Genomic DNA, 22,500 nt, shown 5'->3' on the forward strand with positions numbered 1-22,500 from the left:
GGTAGCCGCCACTTTTACGAAACGCTTTGCATCTTACGATGTGAAGCGTTTTTGCATTTATAGACCCACTTCTTACTCTTTAAAATACAGATTCTATTTTAAACCTTCTCGTTGTTTTATAATCATATTTTTCATAGACTCACGATCCTGATCTTTAATAAATTCGTAATGGAATAAATTAAATAAATGGAGGACACTGTCGTTGAAAAGTTTTACATTTGTCTCATCTATTCGGTATAATATAAACACACTATCGCTATGAAACAGTATGATAATAGGTTGTCATTCATTTCTCTTTCTTTTTTATTGGTATTTGTAGGAATATTTGTCTCTTGTCAGAGTAAGAAAACTGATAAAGAGAAAAAAGGTCCGTCTAAATATCAGGTTGCTTCCATTACAAGAGGTGATGCAACTGTGTTCACAAGCTTTGCGACTCAAATTGAGAGTGAAAATACTGTTGATATTTATTCTCGTGCGAATGGTTATATCGAACGTATCTATGTGAAGGAAGGAGACAACGTAAGAAAAGGGAGCCCTATCTTGAAGATCAGCGATGCTGATTATCGTCAAACGGTGAATTCGACAAAAGCTGCGTATGACAATGCTCAACTGGAAGTGAGGAAGCTGCAACCGTTGGTTGATAAAGGAATTATTAGTCCGTATCAGTTGCAGACTGCACAGAGTAATCTTCAGGCGGCAAGAGCCGCGTATGAAAATGCCCGAATTAATTTGGGTTATACCGTTATAAAAAGTCCGGTTTCAGGGGTGGTGGGGCGAATAACGCTAAAGCCCGGAAGTCTTGTAACTGCAGGATTAGCAGATCCGATAACAACAGTTGCCAGTAGCGGAGACGTTTTTGCCTATTTTTCTTTTGATGAAAAGAAATTAATTCAGCTATGCAATAATGCATCAGGTACTTTGAAACAGAAGGTGGCTAAGCTTCCTCCTGTAGAACTGATTTTGGCAGATGGGCAGAAATACGAATATAAAGGTAAACTGGAATTGGGAAGTAGTATTGTAGACCAAACTACCGGATCATTGCAGATGAAAGCCGTTTTCCCGAATCCTCATGCATTGTTGCATACCGGTACCAGCGGGACAGTAATCGTACCTACGTTCTACACCAATGTGTTGTTGGTGCCGCAAAAAGCAACTTACGAAATTCAGGATAAAAAAATGGTGTTTGTGGTCGATCCTCATGGAATTATTCATGCAACTAACATTACGGTGGCAAATGCAACATCAGACCAGTATGTTGTGGAAGATGGAGTCAATGTGGGTGATAAAATTGTAGTGGATGGTCTTAACCGTTTGAAGGATGGAGATAAGATTATTCCGGTATCTGCACACGATAGAAACAAAGGTGCAAAGAGAACTGCAGCTCCTAAAAAATAGACACAATGGTACAAAAATTTCTGAGTCGTCCGGTTCTATCTACAGTCATCTCTATTCTGATTTGTATTTTAGGAATACTGGGTTATATAAGCCTCCCGGTAGAGCAATTCCCTAATATTGCCCCGCCTATGGTTCGTGTAAGCGCGAATTTTCCGGGAGCCAATGCTCAAACTGTCTTAAGGAGTGTCGTTACGCCATTGGAAGAGCAAATTAATGGTGTGGAAGGCATGACCTACATGGTGTCGAATGCTACAAACAACGGTAGCGCTAGCATTAGCGTCTATTTCGATTTAAGTACTGATCCCAATATGGCACAGGTAAACGTTCAGAATCGTGTCTCTGCAGCATTGAGTCAGCTACCTACAACTGTGACACAAAACGGTGTTACTACCCGCAAAATGATGAATAACCAACTTCTGGTTGCTTCTCTCTATAGCGATAACCCAAAGTTTGATCAGACTTTCCTTCAGAATTATGCTCGTATTAATATTGCTCCCGAATTGGAGCGTGTTAATGGGGTGGGGCAGGTTAATATTTTCGGTTCGCGTAACTATTCGATGCGTATCTGGCTTGATCCTGTAAAAATGGCTTCTTATAAGCTAATGCCGAGTGATGTAATCAGTGCGGTTCAGGAACAAAATGTGGAAGCAGCTCCCGGACAATTGGGGTTGAACGGTAATCAACAGTTTCAATATACGCTGACTTACAAAGGGAAATTTACGGAAGTTCCTGATTACGAAAACATAGTTATAAAGGCAAATGATGATGGGCGGATATTGAAGCTGAAAGACGTTGCCCGCGTAGAATTGGGTGGATATGATTATACCGTTGATACGAAGGTGAACGGAAAAGAAGGCGTTGGTATGTCGGTTTATCAGATGGCCGGTTCCAATGCCCGTGATGTGGTAGATGCGCTTAAGGCAAAATTGGAGACCTTGTCAAAGCGCTTCCCTCCCGGAGTGAAATATGCCATTCCTAATGATGCTAATAAATTTTTAGAGGCATCTATTCATAAGGTAAAACGAACATTTATAGAGGCGTTTATTTTGGTCTTTTTTGTAGTGTTTTTGTTCCTTCAAAACTGGAGATCGACGCTTATTCCCGGGATTTCGGCATTAGTCGCGATCATAGGTACATTCTTTATGCTCAATTTGTTGGGCTTTTCGCTCAACCTGCTGACGCTCTTCGCCCTTGTGCTTGCCATCGGTATTGTGGTGGATGATGCTATTGTGGTAGTCGAAGCGGTTCATGCCAAGATGGATCATGACGAGTCGTTGTCTACCGTGCAGGCTACCTCCAAGGCTATGGACGAAATATGGAGAGCAATTATTTCGATCACACTGGTGATGGCTTCCGTATTTATACCGGTGAGTTTTATGTCGGGACCCGCAGGAACTTTCTATCGTCAGTTCGGACTTACGTTGGCTGTCGCAATTACATTGTCAGCTATCAATGCGTTGACGTTAAGTCCGGTGCTTTGTACCTTTTTTATTAAAAGGTCTTCGTCTGAAGAAGAAAAAAAGAGCTTTATTTCCCGTTTACATGCCAACTTCAATGTGGCTTTTGATGCAACTATTTATAAATACAAGAAATCGTTGAGTCTTTTCACAAAGCATCGATGGATTCCTGTCGCTGTAATAGTAACGTTTGCTTTGGGAGCCTATTTGTTGATAAAAATAACACCGACAGCATTTGTGCCAAATGAAGATCAGGGAATGATTAGTGCCGATGTGACTCTGCCGCCGGGAGCTTCTCTTGAGCGCACAAAAAATGTAATGAAACAAATTGACAGTACGATGAATGCGAGTGATTTGTTTGCTGCTCGTATGAGTATTGCCGGTCAAAGTATGTTGAGCGGAACCAACGGCAGTTCGCACGGAATGATGACTTGCTCGTTGGTGCCCTGGGAACAGCGCGGAGATACCTCGACAACGGATGTCATTGAAATGCTCAATAAGAAAACAGGAAAAATTAAGGAAGGGAAAATCATATTCTATGCTCCGCCTCCAATTCGCGGCTTTGGTTCTTCGGATGGATTCGAGGTGCAGGTGGAGGATAAAACCGGTGGTGATATTACCAAGTTTTATCAGGTGGTAAAAGACTTTATGAGTAACCTTTCAGCTCGTCCGGAAATCGATTTTGTTAATTCATCCTTCAATGTGAATTTTCCTCAATTCCAGTTCGATATACAAGTTGATAAATGTAAAATGGAAGGAGTGGCTATCAACGATGTCTTTCAGGCTTTACAGGCCTATTACGGAGGTATGATGGTTTCTGATTTCAATCGTTATACTAAATATTGCCGTGTTGTAATGCAGGCCGCACCTGAAGACAGGACAGACCTGAATTCTCTTACTAAGGTTATGGTCCGTAATAAGTCTGGAAAGATGGTGCCGATTACTACCCTTATCAATTTTTCAAAAGTGTATCGGCCGGAAACCATTACCCGCTATGATTTGTTTACAGCAGCCACCGTGCAGGGTAAACAAAAAAAGGGATTTAGCTCGGGTGATGCCATTGCTGCTGTCCGGGAAGAGGCTTCTAAATTACCTGTCGGTTATGAAATAGAGTTCTCGGGCATGTCGCGCGAAGAAATTAAATCGGGTAGCCAGGCAATCTACATCTTTATTCTGTGTTTCTTATTTGTGTATTTCGTTTTGTGTGCGCAATACGAAAGTTATATGTTGCCTTTGTCTGTGATGTTGTCGCTCACGATCGGGGTGTTTGGAGTATTTCTGTTTATCAATATTTTTGGCATCACCAACAATATTTACGTGCAGGTGTCGCTCATTATGCTGATCGGTCTTTTGGGTAAAAATGGTATTCTTATCGTCGAATTTGCCCGACAGCGGAGGGAACACGGCATGGGGATAGTCGAAGCCGCAATCGAAGGTGCAACGGCCCGTTTACGCCCGATTCTGATGACCTCTTTTGCTTTTATTTTCGGTATGATGCCGCTGATTCTGGAAACGGGTGCCGGCAGATCGGGAAATAATTCTATTGGTGTGGCAGCTGCCGGCGGTATGCTCATAGGAACGATTTTCGGAATTTTTGTGATTCCTACCATGTACATTATTTTTGAGAATCTTGATGAGAGGACTCGAAGGAAGAAATGGCGTAATTAGGAAGAAAGGAGATGGTGAACTAAATTTCAATTGACGGAAGATGATGAAAAAGAACATTTATAGTGTATTCGTTCTCTCTGGAATGATAGCTTTCAGTGCTTGTTCGGTACAAAAATATAACAGTCCCGGCTTGGCCGGCTATAAAACGTTATTTCGTGATTCGATAAATGGAGATACCGCTAAAAATAGCGCAACAATTGCATGGAAGGTTTTTTATGATGATCCGTATTTGCAAAAGCTGATAACCGAAGCGCTCGCCAGCAATCTGAATATCCGAATGGCAATTGTAAAGTTGAACCAGGCGGCTCAGTCTGTTAAGCAGAGCAATGCAGCCTTTCTTCCAACGCTCAATGCTGGGTTGAGTGGTACTCTGTCTGATAATTCAAAATATGGTAATTCGGCTCACGCCGTAAATCCTCCTTTTACGGATTTGAAATTGTCGTTATCGTCCAGTTGGGAAATAGATGTTTGGAATAAACTTTCGAGTGCAAAAAAAGCACAACAGGCACTTTATCTTCAACAGCAATCCACCGTGAATGCAGTGAGAACTCAAATTGTTGCAAATGTTGCATCAGCCTATTATCAGCTTATTACGTTGGATAAGCAAAGAGAAATAACGAAAAGAAATATTGATAGTTATACGAAGTATCTGGAAACCGTTAAGAGCTTGAAGAAGTCAGCTCAAGTCACGGAGGTTGCCGTATTGCAGGCGAAAGCGCAATTGGCGACGGCAAAAGCGTATCTGCCTCAGATTGAAGCTTCGATAGCAAGTTACGAAAATTATCTCTGTATGCTTTTGGGTAAAGCTCCAGCTTCTATTGATCGTCCTTCCCGAATCGATCTAACTGCTTTCCATTCTGAACTGCTGATTGCAGGACTTCCTGTTCAGCTTTTGAGTAACAGGCCGGACGTACAGGTCGCTGAGCTTGCCTTACGAGCTGCACATGAGCAATTTAATGTGGCTAGATCTGCCATGTATCCTCAATTTATTCTATCGGGGGCAGTTGGACCTGACGCAAAAGGTATTACAAACTGGTTTAATTTACCTGGTTCGCTGTTTTGGAATGCAGTTGCAGGTCTCACGCAGCCTGTTTTGAATGGAAGAAGCCTGAAAACTCAGAAAGAGATTGCCCGTTTGCAGGAAGAATCAGCTTTGCTGAATTTCAAACAGAGTTTGCTGACAGCTGGGAATGAAGTGTCAAATGCGTTAGCCTCGATTCGATACAGTACGCAGCAGGCTGGATTTCAGAAAGAGCAGGTGGACGCATTGAAGAAGGCCTATGAATATTCGCAGGAGTTATTGGTCAACGGATATGCAACCTATCTGGAGGTATTGTCTGCACAAAACAATGTGTTGTCGAGTGAATTGGCTCTTTATAACACGTACAATACGATAGTTCAACAAAAAATTACTTTATATAGGGCACTCGGCGGCGGTTGGCATTAAGGACTGATTTGTGCATTGAATCTCAGTTTCTTTGGACTACATGAATATTAGTTGTAAGAAGATGTCTTTCGGGATGTCTTCTTTTTTCGTTTTAAAGATCCGGATCTTATTGAAAGGTTAAATGTGATATAATTTTTAAGTTTAAGGCCTGCGTTTTGAGTTTTGTTATAAAATGTGGAGGGGGTTGATGATGATATTGTATTATGAAAAATTAACCATGCTAAAGGAGAGGATTGCAATGTTATTCTTATTGTGTGAATCTAATTTTATATATTCGATGAAATGCTTTATTAATCGATGCAGTAGAGAGTGTCTTTCTGTTTTATTTTGAAAAATTGGATAGAAGAATATCTATTTTTAGAAGTTTATGTGCGAATTTCATGAACATTTTTTCAGGATATTATCTTTCGAATTATATATCTTTGCTTTTCCTCTAGAGAAATACACGCTAATTTAAATGTTTAATTAGTGTTGCATTGATTTTTTAGGACTGAACGGATATAAGAAATTCTAGTCAATGAGATTCAGATATATTTTTTTATTTGTAATCATATGCTTTTGCACTGTATCTGCTGCAGATACAAAATTTTACAGCGTGAATTCCATTTACGGCATTTCTGTAAGAGAAACCTCTTCCATTTGCAGCGATAAGAAAGGGTTTGTTTGGGCATCAGCGAAAACCGGAATATTGAGACTAACAGAGAATGACTGTCGTCTCTACAAATTACCATATGATATTGCATTTATTTCGTCACGATTGCTCTATTCAAACAATGTTCTTTATGTTTGTGCAAATGACGGGCAGATGTTCTATTATAATGCAATCAAAGATAAGTTTGTTCCATTTGTTAATTTTGGCAAATTGCTGAATGATAAATTTTTAGTTGTTAATGATATTCAGGCTGATGATAAAGGCGCATTTTGGATTGCGACCAGATTTGGCGGGCTTTACCGATACTACAAGCAAAAGATTTCTTTAATTGGGAAGCAGCGGGTTGAAATAAGAGCATTTGCGTGGTATGATAAACGATATTTGATTGTTGGATATTTGGATAATGTGAGATTACTAGATACAGAAACTGGAACTGATAAGCCGTTAGTAAAACTGGGTAATCCGAATGTTTTGGCCAAATTATACTTTGATAAGAACCAAAATAAACTTTGGATTGGAACTTTTTCAAGTGGTTTGTACGAATATGACTTCAATAAACGGATACTTTCTCAGTTTAATGCCACAGTGTTTCCGCACCAGCCAGTATTGGCGATAGCAGCCAACTCGGATTCCACATTGCTTGTTGGTGTTGATGGGCAAGGTATCTGGAAAATAGACCGAAAAAAAGCAGATAGAATAATAGATATTTACAAAGAGGATAGTGATAACGCATTCTCTCTTCATGGAGATGGAGTGTACGATATTTTTTGTGATCGAAATAACCGAGTCTGGACTGCAACATATAGTGGCGGCATTTCTTTTTTTGATCAAAGGCCATCACTTATCACTCAAGTGTCACATTTGGTGAATAACGCGAATTCTCTGTGTAATAATTTCATCAATAAAATAATTGAAGATTCAAGGGGTAATATTTGGTTCGCTACCAATAATGGAATTTCGAAGTGGGATGTTCGTTCTAACCGTTGGGCGACCTTTTATCATAACGAGCGAAAGCAAGCACAGGTTTTTCTGGCGTTATGCGAGGATAATAAAGGAAATATTTGGGCCGGAACATATGCTTCGGGTGTTTATGTTTTGGACGGAACTTCGGGACGAGAAATAGCACATTACGGTCAAAATACAGGAAAGTCTCCATTTGTCAATAATTTCATTCATGATATTTATAAGGATTCTGATGGAGATCTTTGGATTGGAGGATCAGGTGGAAATATTGCCTGTTATATCGTAAAAGAAAATCGTTTTCGCATTTATCAGGAGCAACCGGTGTCTGCGTTTGTGGAATATAAGCGAGGTACGATGTTACTAGCATGTTCCTACGGATTATGTTCTTTGGATAAGAAAACCGGGGTTGAAGCAATTTTACAGCAGGGCTTCTTGGCACAGGGAATGACAATCTCAAACGGAGAGGCTTGGGTCGCAACCCGGGGAGATGGTTTGATAAGATTCAATTTGGCGACAAAGAAAATTGAGAAAATTACCACAACGTCGGGTTTGCCGTCTAATTTCATTAATGGAATAATGAAAATTGGCGATTGTTTTTGGATAGGAACAGAAGCGGGACTCTGTAAGTTTAATCCTAAAAATTATAGTGCTACTACCTATTCATCCCATTTGTCGTTAAGTAGGGCTGCTTATAATATTAATGCACAATGTCAGCTTAAGAACGGAAGCTTAATTTGGGGAACTAATAATGGAGCAGTAATGTTTAGTCCTGCCGCGATCAGAGATGTCGTGTCAAGAGCCAGTTTATATTTACAAGATCTTACCATTTCGGGGGTGTCGATAAAGGAGAATCCGGCATTTAAATTGAAATGTCCTCTGGATAGTTTGACTGAGATTAAGTTAAGTTATAGCCAAAATACATTTTCTCTTGAGTTGTTGGCCTTGGGGCAAAATACTTCGGATTCCAAATATTCATATCAATTAGAGGGATTTGATAAGTCCTGGAGTCTGCCCAATGGCCAGAAAATAATAACTTACACTAATCTCCCTAGCGGAAGCTATGTTTTAAAGATTCGATTGTATGATAATTCCATGGATCATATAATTACAGAACGATCAATAAACATACGTATTGTACCTCCTGTATGGGCAAGATGGTGGTTTGTAATCCTGTTGATTTTGATAGTAGCAGGTGTAATATATATATTGTCAAAATACTATATTGAGCATATTAAAAAATTACATGTAGAAGAAAAGGTTCAATTCTTTGCTAATACTGCACATGAGATTCGTACGACACTTACATTGATAAAAGCACCTATAGAGGAGCTGAATAAAGATGTTACGATTTCGGAGGCTGGAAAGTACTATCTTCGATTAGCCTCGGAACAATCCAAACGGTTATCCAGAGTTGTTACTCAAATAATGGATTTCCAAAAGCTTGATGTCGGTAAAGAGCATCTCTCTCTTTGTGATGTTGATATTGTGAATATGATTCAATTGCAGAAAATGATGTTTGAATCGTATGCACAATCCAAAAACATAGAGCTTATATTTAATACGAATGTGCCGGCGTATAATTCAGGGATTGATGAAACAATGATGGAGAAGGTGCTTGGGAATCTTATTTCAAACGCGATTAAATATTCGCATCCTAAAAGCCGGGTAACTCTTAATTTAAATTGCACACCTGAGAACTGGACTTTAGAAGTTATTGATCAGGGAATTGGTATTAGTGAAAAAGCACAGCAGGGTCTGTTTAATGAATTTTACAGAGGAGACAATGCTGTTAATGCTAAAATCGTTGGATCTGGCATCGGGTTAATGATTGCTAAAAACTATGTTTTGTTACATGGTGGTGAAATAAGTTGTTCAAGTAAAGAGAACGTTGGCTCTTGTTTTAAAATCGTCATTCCGTATAAAGATGTGGCAACAGAATGCCAAGTGATGAAGATATCATCAAATCAACAGGATACGGATTTTTCTGTAGAATCTCCCGATTTGCCAGTTTCAAATCAAGTCCCGGACGACAACCTCAAGAGAATGAAGTTACTTGTTGTGGAAGACAATAGCGATCTTAGAAACTTCCTACTTTTTGCTCTCGGTAATGATTTTGAAGTACATGCCGCTGAGAATGGTCACCTGGCGTGGGAAATGATTCAGAAAGAGATACCTGATCTGGTCGTTTCTGATATTATGATGCCGATTATGGATGGCTTTGAATTATGCTCTTTAATTAAATCAACATTCCAGACGTCTCATGTCCCGGTAATTTTGTTGACAGCTCTATCGGAGCAAGCGGATCAACTTCACGGGTTAGGCTTAGGTGCAGATGATTATCTGACAAAACCATTTGATGTTCCTGTTTTGCAGCAACGTATAAAATCCATAGTGCAGAATCGGGTAAACGTTAGGGAAAAAGCCCTAAAAATGATAGACGGAGATAGTGGTGAAGAGCCTATTCTTGAAAACAAAAATAATGATCAGTTTGTAAAGAAAGCTTTGTCGGTTGTTCGGGCGAATCTTGAAAAAACGGAATTCGGCAAAGAAGAATTTGCTTCTGCAATGAATGTGAGTGCTTCTCTATTGTATAAAAAATTAAAGACGTTAACAGATCAATCGCCGAACGAATTCATTAAAAGTATCCGACTGAACTATGCAATAGAGCTTTTAAAATCCAGAAAATATTCAATTACGGAAGTAAGTGAACTTACAGGTTTTGCTAGTCCCGGATATTTTAGCACTGTATTTAAGAAACATTTCGGAAAATCACCTACAGATATTTTAGAGGCATAAAGTCTTTTTTTGAATCTTATGGAGTTTAGTCTGTTGTTAGATTTTGTTATTTATTAATTAGCTGTTTATTAATATTTTATGTTGATTTTTTTGTTCGAGTGTCATTGTGGTTAGATTTCTGCTTGACATGGGTTTTTATTCAAATTTAAAATATAAATATCCAAATTTGCATGTTTAATATAATTTAAAATCCCATTTTTGCATCCTATATGTACGAGTTAAATGATGATTTATCCGCTTTTGTTATTGTTTTTTTATAGGATTGCGATTTTGGTGCCATGAATTTTTGCGTAAAGTTTGTTATTCCCTGTATTTAAATTGAACCAAATAAATCAGGGAATGAGTTCTTTGTTTTGATGACAGTGTGAAGTTCATGTCTGAAAAAAGATAAATAGACATAGAGATAATTATTTATCAGTAGTAGTTAACCAAAATTAAATTGAAAACCATGATGTACAATGACAGTTAAAGAAGTAGCTTTCGCTTGATAGTTAAAGCTATAAAAGCAAGAAAAACCAGTTTTACTACCATCATCACCTTAGTGGTAGAGTTATTAACCTATTTAATTTCTAATGCAATGAAGAAAAATTGTGAGATTTCATCAATTAGTTTCTTTCTAAAATTTAGAACGAAATTGTTCCTGAAAAAATTTTGGATTTTAATGATGTTATCCGTGAGCATATGCGCGTATGCTCAAAACAAACACGTAATCAAAGGTGTCGTTACCGACTCAAAACAAGAGCCTTTGATTGGAGCCGCCGTTATTGTTAAAGGCAATACCTCGCAAGGAACTGTGACAGACGTAAATGGTCAATTCACCCTTTCTGTTTCAGATCAAAATCAAACTCTTATTGTTTCTTATATTGGGATGCTGCAACAGGAAGTTGCTATTACCTCAAAAAGTCAAAACCTGAAGATTGTTTTAATGGACGATAGAAAGCAATTGGATGAAGTTGTTGTTGTTGGTTATGGTACATCCAAAAAAAGCGACATTTCAGGATCAGTTGTTTCTGTGAATAAAGAGGAAATGTTGAAAAAAGTTCCAACAAATATCGTCCAAGGTATGAAGGGTATGGCTGCTGGTGTTGTAATTTCAGCACAAGATGGTTCTCCTGATGCAAACAGTTCTATTCAAATCCGTGGTGTTGCCACTATTAATGGGGATTCCAAACCGTTGTATGTAATTGACGGTGTCGTAGTTGGTAAAGATGCCAACTTCCTTAACCCAAGTGATGTGGAAAGTATGGAAATTTTGAAAGATGCTTCTGCAACTGCTATCTACGGTTCTGCTGGTGCCAATGGTGTTGTTATGATTACAACCAAACACGGCTCGGTCGGTTCTGCACACATTACTTTTACAGCGGACTATGGTCTTCAAAATTTGGCTAAGAAGCTAGATGTTGGTGATGCGGATCAGTATGCAAGAAATATTCGCCAAGCTCGTGCAAATGATGGAAATACACTTGTAAATCAGATTTTTTCAGCTCAATATGATGGAAAAAGAAAGACTATCGACTGGCAAAAAGAAATGACACGTCCTGCACTCAGACAACAATATACTCTATCAGCTCAGGGTGGAACAGAAAAAACGCAACAATACTTCTCTTTGAGTTATTTGAATCATGACGGTATTGTTATTAACTCAAATGCTAAACGTTTAACCGGACGTGCAAGTACCGTGACTAAAGTGGCAGATTTTCTTGAAATTGGTGGAGATATTAATTTTATTCATAGCGAATCTTACGGTAGCAATGCAGGTATAGGTAATAACGGTAACCTTTCCTCTATCAGAGACTGGGCTTTCTTATGTCCCACGATGGATTATATTGATCCTGCAACTGGAGCTTATGTAAGTCCGAATGTGAAAAATGCGAATGGAACTTATGGTACCCCAATTCAAGGTAACGTAGGGTCTTATGATGGTAATCTGGGTAATAATATTGTTGCAGAACAGATGGAACAAACTGGAAAGTCCAAGCATAACCAGACCATTATCAGCGCTTATGCCAATATTAAATTATTAAAGGGATTAACATTTAAGACTGTCGGATCGTATAACTTTTCTGCAGATAACTGGTATAATTTCTGGGGTAATAAAAAACGTTACATGCCTGATGGTGTGACGCAGGTTGTCCTCTACAACTATGATACAAAATATAACCTGGGAATCAACAATAGCAATTATAACGTAACTCAGCTTGAAAGTTATTTGACTTATAATTGGAAGAATGCTATTCACAATTTGACTCTTATGGCCGGTAATTCTGTAAGTAAAGAATTCGGTAACTGGAGTAATGCTTCAGGTTATGATTTTCCGGGAGATAACATCCGTTCTATCTCTTTGACTAATCTTGCTACGTCAAGAACAGGTAATGGAGCTTATGATTTGGACGTTCATAATTTATCTTACTTTGGCCGTTTGCAATATAGTTTGAAAGATCGTTATATTTTAACAGGTACTATGCGTCGGGATGGTTCTTCCAGATTTGGCGCAGAGAACACTTGGGGTACTTTCCCTTCGGCTGCAGTTGCATGGCGTATTTCGGAAGAAGATTTCATGAAAAGCTTCCCAACTATCAGCAACCTGAAACTTCGTTTGGGCTGGGGACAAACCGGAAATGCAGGTAATATGAATAGTGATTTGGCCACTCCTGCGTTAACATCAGCTAATATTATGTATAATTTTTATCCCCAAAACGGAGTTTTAGGAGCCGGATCTTCTTCGAAAAGCACGGTAGTTGGTACAGCTAAAACATTAGTTGATCCCAAGTTGAAGTGGGAAACGAATGAACAAAAGAATATCGGTATTGACCTCGGATTATTTAATAATAATTTGAATATAACTGTGGATTATTTTACCCGTGATTCTAAAGATTTGTTGAATTATTTGAATATTCGTCCATCTTCAGGTTACAATCAAGTATATACGAACTTGGGTGGAATTGACAATAAAGGTATCGAATTCAGCATTAATTATAAGAAACAGTTGAATAAAGACTGGAATTTTGGTGCTACTGTAACAGGTTCAAGTATCAAAAACAAAATTAAAGGGATTGGAAATGATATCTTCTTTGAAAACACTAGTGCTTCAGGAGATGGTTCTAACCAGGGTGCAGTAGGTGCTCCTTCCGGAACACACTGGAACAATCACTCCATTATGCGAGATGGATATGCCGTGGGTTCTTTCTATGGTTACAAGGTAGATCATATCTATAAAAATCAGGCAGAAATTGATGCTGATAATGCAAAAGCTAAAGCTGCCGGACACACAGCAGGATACAACAATGGTTCTGCAACAGTTCCCGGTGATTATAAATTTAAGGATTTGAATGGCGATGGTTTCATTGATGAAAAGGATATGACTGTTCTTGGCAATGGGTTCCCCAAGCTCAACTATGGATTGACCCTCACCGCTTCATATAAGAATTGGGATATGATGATTTATGGCTACGGAGTTGCCGGTGCTCAAATCTATTCTTATTCAGCAATGACTTTAACAAACATGTTCCCGAGTGATAACGGTACTACCCCGAATATTTTAAATGAAGTTGCTCAGAATGCATGGTCTCCTACAAATACCAACGGTACTTATACAAGATTGTCGTTCCTTGATAAGAACTACAACATGCGCGGTTCTGATGCATGGCTTAAAAATGGCGATTACTTCAAAATTGGAACAATTCAATTGGGTTATAGTTTCGATAAAAGAGTGTTGAAGGCTCTTCATCTTCAGAGTATGCGTGTTAACGCTTCTGTTCAAAACGTACTTTGCATCTCTTCCTATAACAAATATGGTGATCCGGAAGCCGGACAAGGTAGCGTTCTCTTTACAGGGTTAGACACGGGTCGTTATCCGATGCCACGTGTTTATTCTTTAGGTTTGAATGTCCAATTCTAAGTGTTTTACATAAAAACAATAAGCGTTATGAAAAAAATTTCCAAAATATTATATTTCACCCTTATTGGTGCTTTATTCCTGATTGGAATGAACTCCTGTAATAGTAAGGACTTTTTAAAAATAGATCAGACTACTATTTTGGCTGCTGATCAGATGTTTAAAACAGTGGATAATGCCAAGGGTGGACTTGTAGGTTGCTACACGATGATGCTACCGGATGCAACTGACGGAGACTGGGGTATCAAACCGAACTTATTTATCGGAGGTCACCCTACTATGGATACACAGGCAACTGGTTGGGATAAAGACTGGAATCAACAAAAATGGACTCCAGGTAGTCCTGAACTATTGTCAGGTTGGAAACATGCTTACAACGCAATTACACGTTGTAATGACTTTCTTGCTGGTCTTGCAACCGCAGATCCAAACATTATTTCGCCTACATTAAAAAAGTCACTGGATGGTCAGGCGCGGGGTATTCGTGCGTTCTTTTATATGTGGCTGGCAAAAGCGTTTGGTCGCGTACCTATGTTGGCAACCGGTGAAGACTACATTAACACACCGGCAAAAGCCCGTGCAAAAGACTATTCTGAAATGTGGGATTTCATTATTACCGACTTGAAAGCGGCCGCTGATGAACTTGACTGGGATCCAATGGATGGAGAATATGGTCGTATTACAAAAGGTTTTGCTCTTTCATTCCTTGGTGAAGCATATATGTGGAAAGCGTATCGTGTTCCTGCAGAAGCTACAGCAGACTACGCATTAGCAGCTACAGCATTAAAACAGGTAATTGATAGTAAAAAATACGAATTGAATAAATCGTTTACAACATTGTGGGATCCGGGAGCTGTATGGACAAAAGAATGTATTTGGGAAGAAGTTCTTGATGAAGGTTCACAATGGAACCAATGGTCTAATCTGTCACAGGCTCACAACTGGATGGTTCAATTTGTTGCATGTCCTTCTCTTGGTGGATGGGGTACATTGTATCTTTCATGGGAATGGTGGAGTTGCTATGAACCGGGTGATAAACGTCGCGAGGCGTCAGCTGTTACAGGTGCAGTCACTAACATCGATCCTGCCTTTAAATCTACAACCAACTATGGTTATCATCCCTATTTGCAACAAAGTCTTACAGTGCCTGATGGGTTAAATACCCATTATCATTTTAACATGGGAGGCGAAGCTGCACCTTCAATCTGGACTAATAAATACTGGCGTTCTACCCGTTCAAATTATCAGGCACCCTGGGGGGCACAACAGATTTATTATAAACGTTATGCTAATGTATTGTTAGACTATGCTGAATGTTTATTCCGTGTGAATCCAGATGATGCAACAGCATGGGGTATTGTTAAGCAAATACGAGATCGTGCATGGGGTAATTTGGAAGTTGGTCATGCCGATGAACTGACATCTACATATCTTCCTTATTATAATCAGCTTGCTACGTTCTTTAAAGCGCCTGCATTAGCTAGTTATCCTCTTCCATTCAATACAGCTGCAGTTACTGTGCCGGATGCTAAGACATATTATACTCAATTGATAGCTAAAAAGGGCTTTACATCTCCGGTATGGTTGGTCGCTTTGGGCGAAGAACGTCGCCGAGAATTTAATGCAGAGTGGTGTCTTGCTCCAGACTTAATTCGTTCAGGATATATTGAAGATCACATTACTCACAACTATCCTAAAGGGGTAGGACATAAAAATGATGATCCTTTAGTATGGGATGACTATCACACATATCGTGACTTTGATTTCGATATCAAGAAAATGGATATGCCTATTCCAACTGACGAGTTGATGAAGAACCCATTGTGTGACCAAAATGCAGCTTATAAATAATCGTAAATATTTATAGAACGTTTTTTTGGAAACAGAAATGTTTACTTGACACTTAAAAAAGAAGGGAAAGGTAGCCGTAACAAAGGTTTGGAATGGCTACTCTTTCCTTTCTTTTAATTTGATATTTAACAAAGATCTGTTTTTGAATCTTAGTATAAAGAGAAAAATAAGTACAATTTTATTTATAATACAACCATCAGGTTATATTATGTAACTGAAAAATAAAGGGCTTGTATGTTTGTCTTGATTTTGAGTAATCAACGAACAAGTTGAACCGGAGATTGAGATTCAATCTATGAAATTGCAGATATAGAACATTTAGATGTGAAATACGAATAAAACCTTTTGCAATATCTTGACAGGTTATTGATGTGAAAAATTGATGTGTGAAAATTTATATTTTGTGTCCAAGGTATAGGTATTAGTTAGGAACTAAGACTGTAGTTTAATTAGAAAGGTTTTTAAAAAAGACCTCTACGTGAGGTAGAGGTCTTTTTGTTATTTTTTTGAATAAATGAAACAACGAGCCAAGATGGTTTTGTGGCGCGTTTTTATATACTTTTGAAAAACAACAATAAACAATGAAAAAGATTGGATCTCTTATTTTTTTTACGTCCTTGATGTTCGGGATAATGTATGGACAGCAGAACACAGTAACTATTAATTTAAAACAAGAAGTTAAAGATTCCAGAGGAGAAATGACTCCATGGTCTAAAGGTGCCTGGAAAACAGGTAAGTATCGGAATGTGTTTAAGGATGCCGGTTATAAACAGGCAGATATTGATGCCAAATTGGCAAAGGCATATTATGATGTGTTTGAAGGTCCTAATAAAGTTTATTTTGAGGTGGGCGATTCTATGGCTTATGTCTCGGATGTTAAGAATCATGATGCCCGCACAGAAGGCCTTTCATACGGTATGATGGTTGCTGTGCAACTGAATAAAAAAGATGTTTTCGATCGTATCTGGAGATGGACAAGCAAATATTTGCAACATCACGGAGGCCCTCATGATGCTTATTTTGCATGGAGTGTCGATCCTAAGACTTTGAAACATAACTCGGAGGGATCTGCATCTGACGGAGAACTCTACTTTATAACAGATCTCTTATTTGCCTCCAATCGTTGGGGCAATGATACCGGCATAAATTACTATGCCGAAGCCAGAAAAATTCTTGATGCCATGTGGAGTAAAAATGGCACAGGAGGCGTGAAAAATATTATGAATGTAGAGCATAAGCTAATTACTTTTACTCCGGACAATTATGGGTATAATTGGACCGATCCTTCCTACAATTTACCTGCTTTTTTTGAAATCTGGGCTGAATATGGCAAAGACGGGCACGAGCAGTTTTATCGCGATTGTGCCGATTCAGCGAGGGTTTATCTTCATAAGGCATGTCATCCGGTTACAGGGTTGAATGCCGACTACACCGATTTTGACGGGAAAATCCGTTCTACCCGTTGGATGCCGGCGGCTTTCCGATATGATTCCTGGAGAGTGCCGATGAATATTGCAATGGATTATTCCTGGTTTGCCAAAGACAACAAATGGCAACAAGATTACTCCAAAAGAATACAGAACTTTCTATTTCAAGAAGGAATTGATTCGTTTGTGGATCAGTATAATATGGATGGAACCCGCCCTGAGTTTATCCTGCAAGCCGGCGGATTTAAAAAACTACGCCACTCTATCGGTTTTGTGGCTACTGCCGCTGCAGCATCTATCATGGGGACACAAACCAAAAGCTGGAAGTTTGTGGATGCATTGTGGAATGCAAAACTCGAACCCTATGAGGATGGCTATTTTGATCCATACTACGATGGATTACTCTATCTGTTTGCACTCATGCACTTAAGTGGCAATTATCAGATAATTAAGCCGCAATTAAATCATAAATAAATAGTACAAAAAGCTTAATGCAAGAAATAATTGACTAGGTCTTGTTTTCGGCATAAACTTTCCCTTTGTTTTTCAAAGGGACTCAAAAATATGTCCATATGAAAAAATTATTATTAATCTTATTTGCTTCGATACTTGTGCCCTTGTCGGTCGGAGCACAGGAAATTATTCCTTTATATCAAGGCGCTATTCCCAATTCGAAAGCAGCTGCTACGACTTTGGTAAAAGAGAGTTTCAGTAATGGAATGTATCGTAATGTAACCACTCCTACGCTTGAAGTTTTTCTCCCCGAAAAGGGAAAAGAAACCGGAGCCGCAGTCGTTATTTGTGCTGGTGGCGGTTACAGTGTGATAGTATATAGCGGCGAAGGTGTTATGACAGCCAAAGAGTTGGCCAAAAACGGAGTAGCGGCTTTCGTACTCAAATACCGTTTGCCGGATGATGCCATTATGAACGACAAATCGATCGGACCATTGCAGGATGCGCAACAAGCCATCAAAGTGGTACGCGAAAATGCTGTAAAATGGAGTGTCAATCCGAATAAGATCGGAATTATTGGCTTTTCTGCCGGTGGGCATTTAGCCTCAACCGAAGCTACTCATTTTAAGAAGGCTTTGATTGAAAATCCGAACAGCACCAGTCTGCGTCCCGATTTTCAGGTCGTCGTTTATCCTGTGATCTCAATGCAGGAGAAATTGACACACAGTGGTTCGCGTACTCAATTATTGGGGAATAATCCGAGCAAAGAAACTGTCGATCTGTTTTCTAATGAACTCCAGGTAGACGAAACCACTCCTCCTACATACATTACACAGGCTGCAGACGACAAAACAGTAGATGTAGATAATAGTATTGTGTATTTTGAAGCATTGCGTCATCACAACGTGCCGGTTGAGATGCATATTTACCCCAAAGGTGGTCATGGGTTTGTTTTCGGACATAAAGGATGGATGGAACCACTCCTTCAATGGATCGAAAGTACAACCAAATCTACTGCAAAATGAAATCGAAACGGATAAACATTTCGCGAATTTTGTTGCTTACCACAGCATTCGCATTATATTTTGTTAGCTATGCGCAGCAGGCCAGACGAGTTCCTGTCGAAGTAGTCTCTCCTCAGGTAAATCCGGACACCACGGTTGTTTTTCGATTTGTTGCACCACAGGCAAAAGAGGTGAAATTGAGTGCCCAGTTTGAAAGATCGGCCGTGCCAATGACCAAAGACTCTTTGGGCATTTGGAGTGTGACATGCGGTCCGGTGAAGCCCGATATGTATCCTTATTGCTTTATAGTGGACGGCGTTTCGGTCGCCGATCCGGTGAATCAGGTGATATTTCCCAACGAAGGATTCAAAAATAGCATTGTGGAAATAACGGGAAATACTCCGTTGATTCACACGGTGCAAAATGTTCCTCATGGCACGCTATCCTATCGCTACTATTCTTCAAAAGAGTTGGGAACAAGACCGGTTGTGGTTTACACACCGCCCGGATACGAAAATGATTCGAAAACGAACTATCCGGTGCTGTATTTGTTGCATGGATCTTCCGACACGGAAGAAACCTGGACAAAGGTAGGCCGCGCCAATATTATCCTCGATAACCTGATTGCTCAAAAGAAAGCAGTGCCGATGATTATTGTTATGCCTTATGGGAGAGCGTATCCGGTTATTAGTAAATCGGCAGGGAGCTTACGCACCTGGGAAAACCTGCAAGAGTTCAAAAAGGACTTTTTGGGTAATTTGATGCCTTTTGTGGAAAGTAACTATCGGATTAAGAAAGAGAAAGACAGCCGCGCTATTGCCGGATTTTCTGGCGGTGGTGGCGAAACGTTGTATCTGGGATTGAATAATCAAAACCTCTTCAGTTATGTGTGTGGTTTTGCCCCGGGTATGATAAAAGAAGAATTTGACCGTAACAATGCGGTTCCTTTTTCCGATCCTCAGTTGACGAACAAAAATATCAAGCTATTGTGGTTTGGGGTGGGAAAAGAGGATATCACGTTCAGGGTTGTGAACGAGTACATGAAAGTTCTCGATCAAAAAGGAATTCGATATGAATATTTTTCTTCTGAAGGCGGCCATACCTGGATGAACTGTAAACTGTTCTTATCCACAATTATGCCAAAGCTATTCAAATAAGGACGAGTTCACTAAACTAATACGTATGAAACAATTTGCAAAACTTATCTTTCTGTTTTTGGCATTGGCTATTTCGGTAGGTGTGAAATGTCAGCCGCCACGCGGTCCGATGGCTTTCCCGTACAGGATCAATGCCGATAAAACGGTCACTTTTCAATATTACTCGCCTACGGCTACTGACGTTAAACTGAGTGCTCAATGCGAGAAAGCACCTGTGAGCTTGACTAAAAATGCTTCCGGCATGTGGAGCGTAACCATCGGTCCTGTGAAACCGGATATCTACCCATACAATTTCATTGTGGATGGTATCTCGGTTATGGATCCGGCAAATGAATACTATTTCCCGAACGAACGTTTCAAAGGAAGCTTGCTGGATGTGCCCGGCGATACGCCCTTGATCCATGCCATGCAAAATGTGCCTCACGGAACCGTAACCTACGAATATTATCCTTCGGCAGAAGGAACGACAGGTTCGTTGGTTGTGTATACTCCGCCGGGTTACGAAAAGAATACAACAAAGAAATATCCTGTTTTTTATCTTATCAGTGGTACAACCGATACCGAAGAGACATTCTTCAAAGTGGGTCGTGCGAATTTGATTTTGGATAATCTTATTGCTCAGGGTAAAGCAAATCCCATGATATTGGTAATGCCCAACGGAAATGTAGCCGCTCAGATAGCCGACCAAAAAGGCGGTTTGAAACCCGGTGATCCGATGGGACGCGAGAGTGCTGAGGCTGTTGTTCGCTCCAAACAGTTTGAAGATGATTTGATGAAGAACATCATCCCGTATGTTGAAAAAAATTACCGTGTAGTTGCCAATAGCCAAAATCGTGCTATCGGAGGCTTTTCTCGTGGCGGAGGTCAAACGCTTCGGGCTGCATTTGGTAACATGGATAAATTCTCGTACGTGTGTGCCTACAGCTCCTACCTGACTCCTCAGGAAATCGAATCGAGTTATAAATATTTGGTTGATAATCCTGAACGGACGAATAAAATGTATAAGTTGCTTTGGGTAAGCGTGGGGAATGAGGACTTTTTGTACAAACAAACGGTGGAGTATATGGACTACCTCAAATTGAAGAAGGTTAATTTCAAAAATCTTATTACCACTGGTGGTCATACATGGATGAACGTAAAGAATTATCTGGCTGTAACAGCTCCATTACTTTTTAAATAAGCACTACGATGAATAAGATACAATTATTAGTTGCCATCCTGTTTCTCGCATTTTCGGCGCAAGCGCAGCGAAATCCTGTTGTCGTTTCACCCGAAGTGCATCCCAATCATAGCGTTACTTTTCGTTTTTCCGCAAAAAATGCCAAACAGGTTTTGTTGGAGGCTCAGTTTCTCAAGGATAAACTCCCGATGCAAAAGGATGCTTCCGGCATTTGGAGTGTTACGGTCGATCCGGTGAAACCCGATATTTATCCCTATTGTTTCTGGGTTGACGATACGCAGGTTACCGATCCGAATAATACGGCCATATTTGCCAACGAGCGCTTTAAGTATAGTTTGGTCGATATTCCGGGCGATACCCCGTTGATTCATTCGCTTCAGAATGTTCCTCATGGTAAAATCAGTTACCGGTACTACAATTCCAAAACATTGGGCACAACCCGCCCGCTGGTGATTTATACACCGCCGGGATTCAATGTAAATGGAAAAACAAAATATCCGGTTCTCTACCTCATTCATGGCGGTTCGGATACCGAAGAGACCTGGACAAAAGTGGGAAAAGCCAACCTGATTGCCGATAATCTGATTGCTCAGGGCAAAGCCAAACCGATGATTATTGTGATGCCGTATGGCAATGTACGTCCCAAACCGATGCCCGATTTTACGCCGGATGTGATGAACGATGTCATTCCTTTTGTGGAAGCTAACTATCCGGTGCTGACCGATAGCCAAAACAGAGCCATTGCCGGTTTTTCGGTTGGCGGAGGACAAACATTGAATATCGGTCTGACGAATACCGATAAGTTTGCTTACGTATGCGCATATGCACCTTACCCGGAAACAGAAGAGTTCAGAAAGAATTTTTCCAATTACGCACCCGATGCGGAAAAGATGAACAAGCAACTGAAGCTTTTTACCCTCAGTGTGGGCACAGAAGATTTTCTGTTCGAAAGTGTCAAAAAGAACATCGCGATGTTCAAAGAAAAGGGATTAAAACCAGTTTCTTATATCGTTGATGGTGGACATACGTGGATGAATTGTAAACAGTATCTGGCGACGACATTGCCGCAGTTGTTTAAATAACACTTATGCATTCGGATCTCGATAATGTGTTATCTGAAATTAAACCATTTCTGTTTTTTTTAATCTAAACAAT

The 22,500-nt window shown here is 39.8% G+C and carries 11 protein-coding genes; all 11 read left to right on the top strand.

Going from position 1 to position 22,500, the window contains the following annotated elements; genetic code table 11:
- The first annotated feature begins 258 nt into the window (after positions 1 to 258).
- The 11 genes from F8N35_RS12715 to F8N35_RS12765 all read left to right on the top strand — a co-directional run bounded on the left by F8N35_RS12715 (position 259) and on the right by F8N35_RS12765 (position 22,427).
- Positions 259 to 1,395, top strand: a complete 1,137-nt coding sequence (locus F8N35_RS12715; RefSeq protein WP_293053671.1) for an efflux RND transporter periplasmic adaptor subunit — start codon at positions 259 to 261, stop codon at positions 1,393 to 1,395.
- Between the two features lie 5 nt (positions 1,396 to 1,400).
- The gene (locus F8N35_RS12720) at positions 1,401 to 4,520 is read left to right on the top strand and encodes an efflux RND transporter permease subunit (protein WP_293053673.1); all 3,120 of its coding nucleotides are present in this window, start codon (positions 1,401 to 1,403) and stop codon (positions 4,518 to 4,520) included.
- A gap of 40 nt (positions 4,521 to 4,560) precedes the next feature.
- Positions 4,561 to 5,967 carry a TolC family protein gene (locus F8N35_RS12725; protein ID WP_293053675.1) on the top strand — a complete coding sequence of 469 codons (1,407 nt, stop codon included), beginning with the start codon at positions 4,561 to 4,563 and terminating at the stop codon, positions 5,965 to 5,967.
- Between the two features lie 595 nt (positions 5,968 to 6,562).
- Positions 6,563 to 10,378 (top strand): two-component regulator propeller domain-containing protein, encoded by a 3,816-nt coding sequence (locus F8N35_RS12730; RefSeq protein WP_293053677.1) that lies wholly within the window; start codon positions 6,563 to 6,565, stop codon positions 10,376 to 10,378.
- A gap of 661 nt (positions 10,379 to 11,039) precedes the next feature.
- The gene (locus F8N35_RS12735; RefSeq protein WP_293053679.1) at positions 11,040 to 14,276 is read left to right on the top strand and encodes a TonB-dependent receptor; all 3,237 of its coding nucleotides are present in this window, start codon (positions 11,040 to 11,042) and stop codon (positions 14,274 to 14,276) included.
- Positions 14,277 to 14,303: 27 nt separating this feature from the next.
- Positions 14,304 to 16,124 (top strand): RagB/SusD family nutrient uptake outer membrane protein, encoded by a 1,821-nt coding sequence (locus F8N35_RS12740; protein ID WP_293053681.1) that lies wholly within the window; start codon positions 14,304 to 14,306, stop codon positions 16,122 to 16,124.
- 581 nt (positions 16,125 to 16,705) lie between these two features.
- Positions 16,706 to 18,025 (top strand): glycosyl hydrolase family 8, encoded by a 1,320-nt coding sequence (locus F8N35_RS12745; protein ID WP_293053682.1) that lies wholly within the window; start codon positions 16,706 to 16,708, stop codon positions 18,023 to 18,025.
- Positions 18,026 to 18,123: 98 nt separating this feature from the next.
- Positions 18,124 to 19,029, top strand: a complete 906-nt coding sequence (locus F8N35_RS12750) for an alpha/beta hydrolase (RefSeq protein ID WP_293053684.1) — start codon at positions 18,124 to 18,126, stop codon at positions 19,027 to 19,029.
- Positions 19,026 to 20,165: an esterase gene (locus F8N35_RS12755; protein WP_293053686.1), complete on the top strand. Its 1,140-nt coding sequence runs from the start codon at positions 19,026 to 19,028 to the stop codon at positions 20,163 to 20,165. The genes F8N35_RS12750 and F8N35_RS12755 overlap by 4 nt, the downstream gene beginning before the upstream one ends.
- 25 nt (positions 20,166 to 20,190) lie before the next feature.
- Entirely contained in the window at positions 20,191 to 21,345 is a 1,155-nt protein-coding gene (locus F8N35_RS12760; RefSeq protein WP_293053688.1) for an esterase, read from the top strand.
- 8 nt (positions 21,346 to 21,353) lie between these two features.
- Positions 21,354 to 22,427 carry an esterase gene (locus tag F8N35_RS12765; protein WP_293053690.1) on the top strand — a complete coding sequence of 358 codons (1,074 nt, stop codon included), beginning with the start codon at positions 21,354 to 21,356 and terminating at the stop codon, positions 22,425 to 22,427.
- Positions 22,428 to 22,500: the final 73 nt, after the last annotated feature.

It is taken from the genome of Paludibacter sp. (genome assembly GCF_009712605.1).
Taxonomy (GTDB): Bacteria; Bacteroidota; Bacteroidia; order Bacteroidales; family Paludibacteraceae; genus Microbacter.

Excerpts from the sequence above, each read along its gene's own strand:
- F8N35_RS12760 (WP_293053688.1), top strand. The coding sequence starts at position 20,191 with ATGAAACAATTTGCAAAACTTATCTTTCTGTTTTTGGCATTGGCTATT.
- F8N35_RS12735 (WP_293053679.1), top strand. The coding sequence starts at position 11,040 with ATGATGTTATCCGTGAGCATATGCGCGTATGCTCAAAACAAACACGTA.
- F8N35_RS12720 (WP_293053673.1), top strand. The coding sequence starts at position 1,401 with ATGGTACAAAAATTTCTGAGTCGTCCGGTTCTATCTACAGTCATCTCT.
- F8N35_RS12755 (WP_293053686.1), top strand. The coding sequence starts at position 19,026 with ATGAAATCGAAACGGATAAACATTTCGCGAATTTTGTTGCTTACCACA.
- F8N35_RS12745 (WP_293053682.1), top strand. The coding sequence starts at position 16,706 with ATGAAAAAGATTGGATCTCTTATTTTTTTTACGTCCTTGATGTTCGGG.
- F8N35_RS12750 (WP_293053684.1), top strand. The coding sequence starts at position 18,124 with ATGAAAAAATTATTATTAATCTTATTTGCTTCGATACTTGTGCCCTTG.
- F8N35_RS12725 (WP_293053675.1), top strand. The coding sequence starts at position 4,561 with ATGATGAAAAAGAACATTTATAGTGTATTCGTTCTCTCTGGAATGATA.
- F8N35_RS12740 (WP_293053681.1), top strand. The coding sequence starts at position 14,304 with ATGAAAAAAATTTCCAAAATATTATATTTCACCCTTATTGGTGCTTTA.
- F8N35_RS12765 (WP_293053690.1), top strand. The coding sequence starts at position 21,354 with ATGAATAAGATACAATTATTAGTTGCCATCCTGTTTCTCGCATTTTCG.
- F8N35_RS12715 (WP_293053671.1), top strand. The coding sequence starts at position 259 with ATGAAACAGTATGATAATAGGTTGTCATTCATTTCTCTTTCTTTTTTA.